General features: G+C 74.7%; 10 protein-coding genes and 1 pseudogene. 10 read left to right on the forward strand and 1 reads right to left on the reverse strand.

All coding sequences use genetic code 11. The features are described 5' to 3' along the window. From G6W55_RS35200 to G6W55_RS35230, 7 genes and pseudogenes are all read left to right on the forward strand, one after another. Nucleotides 1–223: pseudogene (locus G6W55_RS35200) on the forward strand (ABC transporter permease); the annotation flags it as partial. 89 nt (nt 224–312) lie between these two features. Next, the gene (locus tag G6W55_RS35205; RefSeq protein ID WP_175524713.1) at nt 313–1,149 is read left to right on the forward strand and encodes a MetQ/NlpA family ABC transporter substrate-binding protein; all 837 of its coding nucleotides are present in this window, start codon (nt 313–315) and stop codon (nt 1,147–1,149) included. A 163-nt stretch (nt 1,150–1,312) separates the two neighbouring features. Next, nucleotides 1,313–1,951 (forward strand): GNAT family N-acetyltransferase, encoded by a 639-nt coding sequence (locus tag G6W55_RS35210; protein WP_175524714.1) that lies wholly within the window; start codon nt 1,313–1,315, stop codon nt 1,949–1,951. Nucleotides 1,952–2,046: 95 nt separating this feature from the next. Then, nucleotides 2,047–3,258: a precorrin-6y C5,15-methyltransferase (decarboxylating) subunit CbiE gene (gene cbiE / locus G6W55_RS35215; RefSeq protein ID WP_175524715.1), complete on the forward strand. Its 1,212-nt coding sequence runs from the start codon at nt 2,047–2,049 to the stop codon at nt 3,256–3,258. Between the two features lie 365 nt (nt 3,259–3,623). Next, nucleotides 3,624–7,526, forward strand: coding sequence for a nicotinate-nucleotide--dimethylbenzimidazole phosphoribosyltransferase (gene cobT, locus G6W55_RS35220; RefSeq protein ID WP_175524716.1), 3,903 nt, complete (start codon nt 3,624–3,626; stop codon nt 7,524–7,526). 225 nt (nt 7,527–7,751) lie between these two features. Further along, the gene (cobA, locus tag G6W55_RS35225; RefSeq protein WP_175524717.1) at nt 7,752–8,984 is read left to right on the forward strand and encodes a uroporphyrinogen-III C-methyltransferase; all 1,233 of its coding nucleotides are present in this window, start codon (nt 7,752–7,754) and stop codon (nt 8,982–8,984) included. A gap of 63 nt (nt 8,985–9,047) precedes the next feature. Beyond that, nucleotides 9,048–9,866, forward strand: coding sequence for an RNA methyltransferase (locus G6W55_RS35230; RefSeq protein WP_175524718.1), 819 nt, complete (start codon nt 9,048–9,050; stop codon nt 9,864–9,866). A 292-nt stretch (nt 9,867–10,158) separates the two neighbouring features. Here G6W55_RS35230 and G6W55_RS35235 read toward each other — a convergent pair whose 3' ends face one another. Then, a complete protein-coding gene (locus G6W55_RS35235) occupies nt 10,159–11,568 on the reverse strand; it encodes a serine/threonine-protein kinase (RefSeq protein WP_175524720.1) in 1,410 nt (469 codons plus the stop codon). A 588-nt stretch (nt 11,569–12,156) separates the two neighbouring features. On the opposite strand from G6W55_RS35235, the gene G6W55_RS35240 reads away from it, so the two are divergent. The 3 genes from G6W55_RS35240 to G6W55_RS35250 all read left to right on the forward strand — a co-directional run bounded on the left by G6W55_RS35240 (nt 12,157) and on the right by G6W55_RS35250 (nt 13,944). After that, a complete protein-coding gene (locus tag G6W55_RS35240; RefSeq protein WP_030786037.1) occupies nt 12,157–12,351 on the forward strand; it encodes a hypothetical protein in 195 nt (64 codons plus the stop codon). A 252-nt stretch (nt 12,352–12,603) separates the two neighbouring features. Beyond that, nucleotides 12,604–13,563: a phosphotransferase gene (locus tag G6W55_RS35245; RefSeq protein WP_175524719.1), complete on the forward strand. Its 960-nt coding sequence runs from the start codon at nt 12,604–12,606 to the stop codon at nt 13,561–13,563. An 81-nt stretch (nt 13,564–13,644) separates the two neighbouring features. Continuing rightward, nucleotides 13,645–13,944, forward strand: a complete 300-nt coding sequence (locus tag G6W55_RS35250; protein WP_030786033.1) for a zf-TFIIB domain-containing protein — start codon at nt 13,645–13,647, stop codon at nt 13,942–13,944. Nucleotides 13,945–14,071 lie beyond the last annotated feature (127 nt).

The raw sequence follows: 14,071 nt of genomic DNA on the forward strand, positions 1-14,071 counted from the left end.
CGGCGCCGGCGGCCTCGGCGACATCGCGATCCGCTACGGCTACCAGCGCTTCGAGAGCGAACTGATGTGGATCACCGTCGCGATCCTCGCCGTCGTCATCTCGCTCATCCAGTTCGCCGGCGACTACGCGGCCCGCTCGATGCACCGCCGCGGCGGACAGAGCGGCGCCGCGCCCAAGTTGCGGCTGCTCAAGGCGGCCACCGCCACGAGCAAGACCGTCTGAGCCACCCCCCCCGGGACCTCCCGTCCCACCCCAAGGACTCCCCGCACACCCACCGCGGGGCCGCACCACCCCTAGGAAAGGCACTTTTCGTGCGTAACACCGCCAAGATCACCACCGCCGTCCTCGCCGCCGGAGCCCTCACCCTCGGACTCAGCGCCTGCGGTTCGGACAAGGACTCCGGCAGCACCGACGCGAACGCCACGCTGACCGTCGCCGCCACCCCCACCCCGCAGGGCGAGATCCTCACCTACATCAAGGACAACCTCGCGGAGAAGGCCGGCCTCAAGCTGGAGGTCAAGGAGTTCACCGACTACGTGACCCCCAACACGGCCGTCCAGCAGGGCGAGGTCGACGCCAACTACTTCCAGCACCAGCCGTACCTCACCGACTTCAACAAGAAGAACGGCACCGACATCGTCGCCGTTCCCGGTGGCACGGTTCACCTGGAGCCGCTCGGCCTGTACTCCCAGGGCGTCAAGAAGCTCGACGACCTGAAGAAGGGCGCCACCATAGCCCTGCCGAACGACACCACCAACGAGGCCCGCGCGCTGAAGCTGCTGGAGGCCAACGGCCTCATCGAGCTGAAGGAGGGCGCCGGTTACGACGCCACCCCCAAGGACGTCACCGGCAACCCGAAGAACCTGAAGTTCAAGGAGCTGGAGGCGGCCCAGCTCCCGCGCTCCCTCGCCGACGTCGACGCCGCGGTGATCAACGGCAACTACGCCCTGGAGGCCGACCTCAGCCCCGCCAAGGACGCCCTGGTCGCCGAGTCCGCCCAGGACAACCCGTACGCCAACTTCCTCGCCGTGAAGAAGGGCAACGAGGACGACCCGCGCGTCGAGAAGCTCGCGAAGCTGCTCACCTCGCCCGAGGTCAAGAAGTTCATCGAGGACAAGTACGACGGCGCGGTGATCGCCGCGTTCTGATCGAGACGCGTCGCACACCCGCACCCACACGGGGTCCACTCCACTTCCGGGGTGGACCCCGTGGTGCGTTCCGGTGCTTTCATACTGCATGCTGGGCAGTTCAACGGGCCTGACGGTCCAGCAGATCGGGCCCGGACGGTTTCGAAGGCTACGGAGCGGCTTCATGACGAGCACCTTCCCCACCATCTCCATCAGCACGGAGCGGTTGGTGCTGCGTCCCCTCGACGAGGACGACGTGCCCGCCCTGGCCGCGATGATGAACGACGAGCAGATCACGGCCTGGACGTCCGTCCCGCAGCCCTTCGGCGAGGAGGACGCCCGCCGCTGGATCACCGAGTACGCGCCCGCCGAACGCACCGCCGGACACGGACTCGACCTCGCCGTCACCGAGTTCCTCACCCAGCGGCTCGTCGGCGTCATCCAGCTCGGCAGGACCGACTGGCACGTCCGGTCCACCGAGTTGTCGTACATCGTCGCCCCCTGGGCGCGCGGCGAGGGCTATGCCTCCGAGGCGGCCCTCGCCACCGCCCAATGGCTGTTCACCGACCAGAAGTTCGAGCGCATCGAGCTGCGCACGGCCGCCGACAACACCGCCTCCCAGCAGGTCGCCCAGAAGATCGGCTGTATCAGCGAGGGCGTGCTGCGCGGCGCCTGCATAGCGCGCGTGCGCACCGACGACGGCGGCTGGAGCGAGGCGCGCACCGACTTCATCGTCTGGAGCCTCCTCCCGGAGGACCTGGAGGGCGCCGGCGAGCAGCTCGCCGAGAGCGGCGGATACACGTCGTACACCGACTGGAACTGACCCCCGCCCGGGCGGCCGCTCCCCGCTCCGCCCCGGCCGACCAGGTACCCTCACGGAGCCTGCTGCCTGCGTGAACCCCGGGGGGACTGACGACGATGGCCGACCGCGTCACGGTGATCGGCTGGGACGGCTCGCCGCTGACCGCCGCGGCCCGCGCCGCGCTGGGCGCCGCCACCCTCGTGGCCGGCGCCGCCCACCATCTGGCGCTGCCCGAGGTGCCGCCCGGGGCCGAACGCATCCGCCTCGGCAGCGTCGCCCTCGCCGCCCGCCGGATCGCCGGCCACCGCGGCACCGCCGTCGTCCTCGCCGACGGCGACCCCGGCTTCTTCGGCGTCGTACGGACCCTGCGCGCACCCGAGTTCGGCCTGGAGGTCGAGGTCGTCCCGGCCGTGTCCGCCGTCGCCACCGCCTTCGCCCGGGCCGGGATGCCCTGGGACGACGCCGAGGTGGTCGTCGCCCACCGGCGCACCCTGCGCCGCGCCGTCAACGTCTGCCGTGCCCACGCCAAGGTGGCGGTGCTGACCTCGCCCGGCGCCGGCCCCGCCGAACTGGGCCTGCTCCTCGAAGGCGTGCACCGCACCTTCGTGGTCTGCGAGGAACTCGGCACCGAACGCGAGCGGGTCAGCGTCCTCAGCTCCGACAAGGCCGTCGACCACGCCTGGCGCGACCCCAACGTCGTCATCGTCATCGGCGGCCCGGCGGGCCCCGCGGGCGAGGGCGACTGGATCGCCGGGCGCGACCCGGCCGCCGGCCAGCGCGGCTGGGCCCTGCCCGCCGAGGCGTACGGCGACAGACTCGGCGAAGGGGAGACCGAACTGCTGCGGGCCGCTCAGCTCGCCCGGCTCGGACCGCGCGTCGGCGACCTCGTCTGGGACATCGGCTGCGGCAGCGGCGCGTTCGCGGTCGACGCCGCGCGCGCCGGGGCCGCCGTCCTCGCCGTCGACCACGCGCTGGAGGCGTGCGCCCGCACCGACGCCGCCGCGCGCCGCCACGGCGTCCAGCTCCAGATCGTCCGCGGCACCGCCCCGCACGTCCTGGAGGACCTGCCCGAACCGGACGTCGTCCGGGTCGGCGGCGGGGGAGCGGCCGTGGTCTCCGCGGTCGCCGACCGCCGCCCGCAGGGCATCGTCACCCACGCGGCGACCCGCGACGACGCCGAACGCATCGGCCGCGACCTGACCGAGCACGGCTACCGCGTCGAGTGCGCCCTCCTCCAGTCCGTCGCCCTCGACACGAAGGCATGGACGGAGACCGAACGGAGTGTCGCGTTCCTGCTCAGCGGGGTTCTGCCCGACCGCCGCCCGTAGTCGCGAGATCCCTCCCCGTGATCCGGTTGTCGTACCGCGCGCGGTAGGCTGGCCGATTGTTGTACCGCTTCCGTTCACCCGGCACTTCGTCGTTCAATGTCCGGAAAACACATCCGTTTTGGGATGGGCGTGGTACGGCAGAACCGGTGGACGCGCAACGTGGCGCAGTCCACAGCGGAGCGTCGCGGATCAAGCTGTCGCGACGCGGCGACGGCCGCGACAATGCCACTGAATGGCTTTGTCGCTATTTCGGGCGGGTCGCACGTGCCGCTGGGCACGGACGCTCGTTCTCACTACGGGGCGGTCGGTGCGCCGTTCCGCGCGAGCTGGTCGTAGGAGCACTAACCGATGGGCGAGGGGTACGCATGACCGACACCGGCCAGATCCCGGGCGAGGGGTCGCCGGAGAACGCAGGCATGGTGGAGCAGCCGGGCGCCTCCGGGCACGGTGCGTACACCTACCTCTCCGAGACCACCGCCGAGGACGAAGACCTGTTGCTGCTGCCGGGCGCCCAGAGCGCCTGGGGCAACGAGGTGGCGCCGCCCGCGCCCGAACCGGTCGTCGAGACGGTGCACACGCCCGGTCCCCTCGACGCGGGAGCCGTCCCGGACGCGGCGGGAGCCCCCGACGCGGCTGCGGTCGCGGCCGCGTCGCACGAGCCCGGTCCGCACGAGACGGCGGGCCGGGACAGCGGCTCCGTCGACCTCAGCGGGGTGCGCCTGCCCGGCCCCGCCACGCCCCCGCCGGCCCCGCGCCGCCCGCTCCACCTCGGCCCGCCGATCCCGGACGCCTCGGCCAGCCCCGTCCGCTCCCTGGCCGACCGCGGCCCCGCGGGCGCGCCCGTACGCCACCCCGGCGCGGCGGCACCCGGCCCCGAGTACCTTGACATCCCCCAGTTGCGCGAGACGCCGGCCCAGGGCGCCGCGCCCTGGGGTGCGCCGGGGGCGGCCCAGGCCGCTGCCCACACCACGGCCCATCCCGCGGCTCACCCCGCCGCGCCCGCGGCCGCCGCCCAGGCCGTCGCTCCGGCCCCCGCGTCGGCTGTCGATCAGGCCGCCGCTCCGGCTGTCGCGCCGGTCCAGGAGACGGCCGAGGTGACCGAGACGGCTGCGGAAACGGCTGTTCCGGCGGAGGCTCCCGTCGCGGCCCCGGCGGCCGAGCCGGCACCGGTGCCGGACGCGCCGCAGCAGGCCGAGCCGGTCGGCGTGGCGCAGGCCGTCGTGGCACGTGTCGCCACGGAGGCGATCGCGGCCACGGCCACCCCCGGCCCGGAGGAGGCGCAGGCGGCCGTTCCCGCCCAGGCGGCGCCCGTGACCCTCGACGTCGGTGAGGTGCTCGGCGCCGCCATGCTCGCCGAGCAGGCCGTCGTGGCCGAGGCCGCTGTCACTCCGGCCGCGGAAGAGGTGCCGCAGGCGGAGGCGAAGCCGGAACCGGAGTCCGAGCCCGCGCCCGAGCCGGTCGAGGAGCCCGCAGAAACGGCCGCGCCCGCGCCCGAGGAGGCGCCGGTCGCCGAGGTCGCCGAACCGGTGATCCCGGCCCCCGCCGAGGAAGCGGCCGCCCCGGAGGCCCCCGCAGAGGAGCCGGCCGCCGAGCCCGCCCAGACCCTCGCCGCCGAGGTCTTCCCGGCCGCGCCCGTCGAGCCGGTCGTGGTCGTCCCCGCCGAGCCCGTCCTGACGGTTGCCGTCGAGCCGGTGCCCGAAGAGCAGCCGGCACCCGAGCAGGCTGCCTCCGCCGTGGACCATGCGCCCCAGGCCCCCGAGGCGGCCGTAGCGCCCGAGCAGGCGGAGCCCGAGGCCCAGCCGCAGGCCGTGATCCCGGAGCAGGTCGCCGCCGAACCCGTCGCGGAGGCGCCGGTCGCGGAGGCGCCGGTCGCCGAGCCCGCCGTGGCTCAGCAGCAGGAGGCCCGGCCCCAGGAGGTCACCGCCTCCGAGGAGGCGCCCGCGCCCGTACCCACGGCTCCCGAGCCCGCCCCGCAGCCCGCCGTAGAGTCCGCTGTAGAGCCCGTCGTGGAGCAGGCCCCGCAGCCCGCGGCGGCCGCCGAGGCCGTAGAGCCCGCTCCCGCACCCGCCCCGGTCCCCGAGCAGTTCCTCGGCCAGTTCGTGCCGGTCGAGGGCACGGTGCCCACCACCCCGCACCTGGCCCCCACCCCGCCGCACCCGCTGGTGCTCCCCACGGACGCCCTCCAGCCCCCGGCCGCCCCCGCCGACGAAGCCCCGCAGGCGCCCTCGGCCGAGACGCCCGCGACGGAGACCCCCGCACCGGAGCAGCCGGCCCCGTCGCAGTCCCCGGAGCCGACGGTCACCGTCACCCCGGCCGCCCCGGAGACCCCGGCACCCCCGGCCCCCGCCGTCACCGTCCCCGCGCCCCGCGCCGCGGACCCCGTTCCCGTCCCGGCGGCCCCGGTTGCCGAGCCCGGGAGCGAGGCCGACCCGGAGGTCGCGCAGAACCCGGAGGACCTGGAGACCAGGGCGGCCGACCAGGAAGAGAGCCAGGAAGAGAGCAGGGCCGCCATGGAGGAAGCACGCGAGCCCGCAGGACCCGCCGCGCCCGCCTACGACGACGCCGAGCGCGAGGCCGTCCTGAAGGTCATGCGCGAGCGCCGCGACATCCGCAACGGCTTCCGCGGCGACCCCATCCCGCACGAGGTGCTGCTCCGCGTCCTGGAGGCCGCCCACACCGCGCCCTCCGTCGGCCACTCGCAGCCCTGGGACTTCGTCGTCATCCGCTCCGCCGAGACCCGCAACGCGATGCACGAACTGGCCATGCGCCAGCGCGACGCGTACGCGAAGTCGCTCCCCAAGGGCCGGGCGAAACAGTTCAAGGAACTGAAGATCGAGGCCATCCTCGAAACCCCGGTGAACATCGTGGTCACCGCCGACCCGACCCGCGGCGGCCGCCACACCCTGGGCCGTCACACCCAGCCCCAGATGGCGCCCTACTCCGCCGCGCTCGCCGTGGAGAACCTGTGGCTCGCCGCCCGCGCCGAGGGCCTCGGCGTCGGCTGGGTCAGCTTCTTCGACGAGCGCGAGATGGTCCGCGCCCTCGGCCTGCCCGAGCACCTGGAGGTCATCGCCTACCTGTGCGTCGGCTACGTCGACGAGTTCCCGGCCGAGCCCGAGCTGATGCAGGCCGGCTGGGCCAAGCGGCGCCCCCTGTCGTGGGTCGTCCACGAGGAGACGTACGGCCGTCGCGCGCTGCCCGGCGAGGACCCGCACGACCTGCTCGCCGAGACCGTCGCCGGGATCCGCCCGCTGGACGCCAAGGCGCTTGGCGAGGCGTGGGAGCGGCAGAAGCGCATGACCAAGCCGGCCGGCGCGCTCGGCATGCTGGAGATCATCTCCGCGCAGCTCTCCGGACTGTCCCGCCAGTGCCCGCCGCCGATCCCGGAGCCCGCGGCCGTCGCGATCTTCGCCGGGGACCACGGGGTGCACGCGCAGGGCGTCACGCCGTGGCCGCAGGAGGTGACGGCCCAGATGGTCGCCAACTTCCTCGGCGGGGGAGCGGTCTGCAACGCCTTCGCCACCCAGGTGGGCGCCGAGGTCTGCATCGTGGACGTCGGTGTCGCCGCCGACCTCCCGGCCACCCCGGGCCTGCTGCCCCGCAAGGTCCGCGCGGGCACCTCCGACATGACGACCGGTCCCGCGATGACCCGCGAGGAGGCCAAGCAGGCCGTCGAGGTCGGCATCGAGACGGCCCGCGACCTGGTGGCGGCCGGCAACAAGGCGCTGCTCACCGGTGAGATGGGTATCGCCAACACGACCGCGTCCGCCGCGCTGATCTCCGTCTTCACCGGCGCCGACCCGGCCGAGGTCACCGGCCGCGGCACCGGCATCAACGACGAGACCCTCGCCCGCAAGACCGAGGTCGTCCGCCGTGCCCTGGAACTCCACCAGCCGGACCCGGCCGACCCGCTGGGCGTCCTGGCCGCCATCGGCGGCTTCGAGCACGCGGCGATGGTCGGCCTGCTGCTCGGCGGGGCGTCCCTGCGGACACCGGTGATCCTGGACGGCGTCAGCGCCGGTGCCGCCGCCCTGGTGGCCCGTGCGATCGCCCCCGAGGTCCTCGCGGCCTGCATCGCGGGCCACCGCAGCGCCGAGCCCGGCCATGTCGCCGCCCTGAACAAGCTCGGCCTGCGCCCCCTGGTCGACCTCGACCTGCGCCTCGGCGAGGGCACGGGTGCGCTGCTGGCCCTGCCGCTGGTCCAGAGCACGGCGCGGGCCATGCACGAGGTGGCGACGTTCGACTCGGCGGGCGTGACCGAGAAGTAGGCCCCGACGGCCCCGAAGCCCATAGGCGGCACCACGGTACGGCCGCCCGACGCGCACCCCGCGCCGGGCGGCCGTGGCACGCCACCCTGCGCCGGTGCGGACGCCGCCCCGCGCCCGGCCCCCCGCCGCCCAGCCACCGGACACCCTCTCCGCCGCCGTCCGCCGCAGCATAAAATCCGCACGTCACGGCATCGCACCGCCGCCGCACTAGGGAGTCGCACCCTCATGGCCGAACACCCCGCCTACCCCGTAGGTCTCCGCCTCACCGGCCGCCGGGTCGTCGTCCTCGGCGGGGGCCAGGTCGCCCAGCGCCGTCTGCCCGCCCTGATCGCGGCGGGCGCGGACGTCCACCTCGTGTCCCCCGAGGCGACGCCGTCCGTGGAGGCCATGGCGGACGCGGGCGAGATCACCTGGTCGCGGCGCCGCTACACCGAGGGCGACCTGGAGGGCGCCTGGTACGCGCTGATCTCCACCAGCGACCCGGAGGCGAACAACCTGGCCTCGGCCGAGGGGGAGCGCCGCCGCGTCTGGTGCGTCCGCTCCGACGACGCCGACCGGGCCACCGCCTGGACCCCGGCCACCGGTCACAGCGAGGGCGTCACCGTCGCCGTGCTGACCACGGACGCCAAGGGCCGCGACCCCCGCCACACCGCCGCCGTCCGGGACGCGGTGATCGAGGGCCTGCGCGACGGCACGCTCGTCGCCCCGCAGTTCCGCACCCGGACCCCCGGCGTTGCGCTCGTCGGCGGCGGTCCCGGCGACCCGGACCTGATCACGGTCCGCGGCCGCCGGCTGCTCGCCGGCGCGGACGTCGTCATCGCCGACCGGCTCGGCCCGCGCGACCTGCTCGCCGAACTCCCGCCGCACGTCGAGGTGATCGACGCGGCGAAGATCCCGTACGGCCGGTACATGGCCCAGGAGGCCATCAACAACGCGCTGATCGAGCACGCCAAGCAGGGCAGGTCGGTGGTCCGCCTCAAGGGCGGCGACCCGTACGTCTTCGGCCGCGGCATGGAGGAGCTCCAGGCGCTCGCCGAGGCCGGGATCCCCTGTACGGTCGTCCCCGGCATCTCCAGCTCCATCTCGGTCCCCGGCGCGGCGGGCATCCCGGTCACCCACCGCGGGGTCGCCCATGAGTTCACCGTGGTCAGCGGCCATGTGGCACCCGACGACGAGCGTTCGCTGGTCGACTGGGCCTCCCTCGCCAAGCTCACCGGGACGCTGGTGATCCTGATGGGCGTCGACAAGATCGGGAAGATCGCCGAGGCGCTCATCGCACACGGCAAGCCGGCCGACACCCCGGTGGCCCTGGTCCAGGAGGGCACGACGGCCACCCAGCGCCGGGTGGACGCGACGCTCGCGACCGTCGGGGAGCGGGTCCGTTCCGAGGACGTCCGGCCGCCCGCGGTCATCATCGTCGGGCCGGTCGTGGGCGTGGGCCCGCGCCCCGCCGAGTAACCGACGGTAACCCACCCGTACCGAGCCGTTGGCACCACACCCAGGACAAGGCAGTATCACCCTGTGGCCGATCTCATCAGTGTCGAGAACCCCGACGACCCCCGCCTGAGCGACTACACGGGCCTGACCGACGTAGAACTACGCCGCAGGCGCGAACCGGCCGAGGGCCTGTTCATCGCGGAGGGCGAGAAGGTCATCCGGCGGGCCAAGGACGCCGGATACGAGATGCGTTCCATGCTGCTGTCCGCCAAGTGGGTCGACGTCATGCGGGACGTCATCGACGAACTCCCCGCCCCGGTGTACGCGGTCGGCCCCGAGCTGGCCGAACAGGTCACCGGCTACCACGTCCACCGCGGCGCGCTCGCCTCGATGCAGCGCAAGCCGCTGCCGACGGCCGAGGAACTCCTCCAGACCGCGCGCCGCGTCGTCGTCATGGAGTCGGTCAACGACCACACGAACATCGGCGCGATCTTCCGCTCGGCGGCGGCCCTCGGCATGGACGCGGTCCTGCTCTCCCCGGACTGCGCCGACCCCCTGTACCGGCGCAGCGTGAAGGTCTCGATGGGCGCGGTGTTCTCGGTGCCGTACGCCCGGCTCGACTCCTGGCCCAAGGGCCTGGACTCGGTCCGCGAGGCCGGCTTCACCCTGCTCGCCCTCACCCCCGACGAGAAGGCCCGCTCCCTCGACGAGGCCGCCCCGCACACCATGGACCGCCTCGCCCTGATGCTTGGCGCCGAGGGCGACGGCCTCTCCACCCAGGCCCTGATGGCAGCCGACGAATGGGTCCGCATCCCCATGTCCCACGGAGTCGACTCCCTCAACGTGGGCGCGGCAGCGGCGGTGGCGTTCTACGCGGTCACGACACCCACCCGCCCCGAGTAGCACACCACCCGAACGCGTCCCGGCCGACCACAGACCGCCCGATGCCCGGCAGCGCGTACGCCCCTGCGGAGCCCAGTCCCCGGCCGACGACGACCCACCACCGCGTCCCTGCCGAGCCCACTCTGCCTCCGCCCGCGCGGAACGCTGCGGATCTTCGCGCCCCGGGTCGTCGGGGCGTAGATGCGCGGCGGGTCCCTGACCTCTCGCTCGCCGCCGTGCCGCTGGCCGCGCCCATGCCTGCGCCGACACGCTCCCCGGCTGGGGCAGTGGGGAGCTGCTGCCCACCGCCGCGTCACCGCCCGGCCGAGCCCCGCCCCTCCGTCAGTGGCCCCGTTTCCAGCCGCTCATACGCCTGTGCCGAGGCATGCTGCCCGTGGTCGTCGCCGAGGCCGCGTGCCGGGCCCTGGCAGCCCTGGACGACGGCGATGCCGAGGGCCACGAGCAGGGTCACGACCACGAAGACGAACAGGCGTTGGCGCAGCAGGCGCGGGTTGGCGGGGCGCCGTCCCGTTCCCGTGGAGCGCGGACCCGGCCGTCCCGTGCCGCTGCGCGGGCCGGGGCGGTTGCCCGGTCGGCTCACGCGGCCGCCGGTCGACGGACGGCCGCCGGACCGCGACACCGGACCGCCCCCGCGCGAGGCGGGATTGCCGCGTGCCGCGCCGCCGCCCCGCGAGGCGCTTCCGCGGGAGGGGACCCCGCCCCGGGAGGCGGGAGCCGTGCCGCGTGAGGACGGGACGCCGCCGCGCGGCGGGGGAGTGCCGGGTCCGCCCGGCTGGCGCAGGGTGCGTTCCGGATAGCCGGTCTCGCTGAGCCGCCCGGTGGGCCGGTCCGCCTCGCTCGCCCGGGGCGCGGGCGGCCGCGGATCGGTCATGCCCTGGGCCTCGCGGGCGGCGATCTCCTTCAGCCGCAGCGACAGGTCGAGCGTGCTCGGCCGCTCCTCGGGGTCCTTCGCCAGGCACGCCCGGATGAGCGGTGCGAGGGCGTCGGGCACACCGTGCAGATGGGGCTCCTCGTGCACCACGCGGTACAGCATCACCTCCGAACTGCCGTGCCCGAAGGGCGAGTCGGCCGTCGAGGCGTACGCCAGCGTGGCACCGAGCGAGAACACGTCCGTGGCCGGCGTGACCAGCGCCCCCCGCACCTGCTCGGGCGCGAGGAACCCGGGGGAGCCCACCGCCGTACCGACATGCGTCAGCGTCGACGCCCCCGTCGCCCAGGCGATGCCGAAGTCGATGATCCGCGGCCCCTTGGGGGACAGCAGGATGTTGGACGGCTTGAGGTCCCGGTGCACGACCCCCGCCTCGTGCACCGCGACGAGCCCCTCCGACAGCGCGGCCCCGATCGCCGCCAGCTCGGCGGCCCCGAGCGGACCCTCGTCGTTGACCTTGTCGTGCAGGGACGGACCGGGCACGTACTGCGTGGCGAACCACGGCCGGTCGGCGTCCAGATCCGCCGCCACCAGCCGCGCCGTACAGCCGCCCCGGATCCGCCGGGCGGCCGACACCTCACGCGCGAACCGCGACCGGAACTCCTGGTCCTCGGCCAGATCGGGCCGGATCACCTTCAGCGCGACCCGCTGCCCCTTCTTGTCGGAGCCCAGGTAGACGACGCCCATCCCGCCCGCGCCGAGCCGTCGGTGAAGCCTGAACGAGCCGACGACGCGCGGGTCCTCGCGCCTCAGGCGCATCATCGCCATGTTCATCCCCGCTGCCCGGTCCGTGTGACGTGGCACAGCTTACGTTTCCACGGCCGTCCGCGCGCAGAGGCCGCGCCCTCTCGACCTGATCGATTGTCGGCTCCGGGCGGCGGATGTGAAGGGTGGTCAGAGCCCTTGGGAACAGACGCCCCTTGGTGAAGCGGCAACCTCAACCCGCTTTCGCAGAAGGGAGATTGAAACACCGTAGGACGACCGCACCGAACCGGCCGCGGCCGCGCCCGACGGCACACGGACCGCCCCGCCGGCACCCGCCCGAGCGGCCCCCGGGGCGGCCCCGACGGCCCCACCGAGGGCACTGGAAGTGAGCGAAGTCACGCCGCACCCCCTGCCGGACACCCCCTCGCCCGCACCCCCTCCGGGAAGACCCTGAGACCGCGCACCCGGTCTCCACCCAGGGGAGTACACCGCAGGTCATGGCTCATCCTCCGGGAGGCCCGTCATTCGGTACGACGGCATGACGCCCGCCGCCCGCCCCGCCCCTAGATTTGAGGTCAAGCGGCGGGTGCAGCACTCGTCCCCCGAGGTCAGGCACTCGCCGCTGCCAACGACAACTGAACGGTCAGGAGAGGGACCATGGCCCACCCGGCACCGCGGACGTACCTCCGCACCCAGGAGCGCACCACGCCCCGCCGCCGCACGGGCCGCCGCCACCCCTTGGTGGCGACGCTGATGGCCCTTCCCCTGGCGGTCCTGCTCCTCGTCGTCTTCGACGGCTGGGAGACAGTGACCACTCAGGCGTCGTCCGTGGGCGAGATGCTGGGGCGCTGAGCGGCGACCCCAGGCCCGGAAGAGCGGTCCGGGCGGGGACATCCACCCATGAAACCCCGTGGGGACGGGGGTGCGGCGGACGGCAAAAATGCCGGCGTGGCTGGGGAGCCACGCCGGCATTGCCGTGTCCGGACACAGCTCCGGAGGCCCCGAAACACCAACCCTGGGACCAGTCCCGCAGCCACTTCCAGGCCCCCCGCCGCCCCCCTGCGCGTACCCTCACCGCAGACGACCCGCCGCCCAGGGAGCCCCGTGACCGCCGTCCCCCTGCTCACCGAGCTGGCCGCCCGGGCCCGCGCCCGCGCGCACCCCGGCGAGGCCCCCGGCACCCGTCCCCGGCCCTGCCCCTGCGGCGCGGCCACGCTCGCCGACCGCCCCGACGCCACCGTCGTACGCCACGCGGACACCGTCGCCAAGGCCCACGCCCCGGACACGGCCCCCGACGACCTCACCCGCCGTCTCGCCGTCGCCGTCCGGCTGCCCGACGTCCTCCTGCCCCCGCTGAGCCCGGCGCCGGTGCCGCTGCACGGCCGCCCGGTCACGTTCTGGCCGTACGGCACCCCGGTCGACCCGGACGACCCGGACGCCGCCCCCTGGGAGGAGGCGGCCGCCCTGCTCGCCCGGCTGCACCTGACCGCACCGGCCGGACCGCTGCTGCCGCCGATGCGCGGCCCCGCCAAGGCGGCCCGGGCCGTGGCCCGCCTCCGCGCGGCCGCCCCGCACCACCCCGCGACCGCCCCCGTCGTCCGCGCCTGGCACACCCTGCCCGCCTGGGCCCGCGCCGAGGCCCCCATGCCCGACACCACCACGCTCTGCCACGGCGACCTCCACCTCGGCCAGCTCGTCCGCCACCCGGCCCCCGAGGGCCCCTGGCGGCTGATCGACGTCGACGACCTGGGGGTGGGCGTCCCGGCCTGGGACCTCGCCCGCCCGGCCGCCTGGTACGCCTGCGGGCTGCTCCCGCCCGAGGAGTGGACCCGCTTCCTGGACGCCTACCGCGCCGCCGGCGGCCCGGCCGTCCCCGCCGACGGCGACCCCTGGCCCGCCCTCGACGTCCCGGCCCGCGCCCTCACCGCGCAGACCGCCGCCCGCTGGACGGCCAGGGCCGTCGCCGAGGACCGCCCCCTGGACGAGGTCGAACGGGCACTGGTGGACGCCTGCGCCCGAATCGGTTCGGTCCCACCGCAGTTGGCACGAACCTCCACGACGTAGGGTGCAACCGACCGCGGCCGGGCAGAGTCTGTCCTGGCGGTACGCGAAACAGGACCGACCTGCGAGGAGTTGACCCGAACCATGCAGTGCCCGAAGTGTCACGCCCCGATGCACACCTACAACCGCAACGGCGTCCAGATAGAGCAGTGCAGCAACTGCCGGGGGATCTTCCTCGACTACGGCGAGCTGGAGGCGCTGACCCGCCTGGAGTCCCAGTGGTCGCAGCCCGCGCCCCCGGCGCCGCCCGCCCCGCAGGCCTACCCGGCCGCGCCCGCCGCGCCGGCGGCCCCCGCCTGGGGCGCCCCGCACGGCGGCCACCACGGCGGGCACTACGGTCACCACCGTCAGAAGGGCTTCGGCCGCATGCTGTTCTCGAGCTGACGGCGGCCGGGCCGACGGCGCCCACGAGGAAGCCCCCGACCGCGAAGGCGGCCGGGGGCTCCGGTGTGTGGACGATACTGGGATTGAACCAGTGACCTCTTCCGTGTCAGGGAAGCGCTCTCCCGCT

Source organism: Streptomyces sp. CAI-85 (genome assembly GCF_013363615.1).
GTDB classification, from domain to species: domain Bacteria; phylum Actinomycetota; class Actinomycetes; order Streptomycetales; family Streptomycetaceae; genus Streptomyces; species Streptomyces antibioticus_B.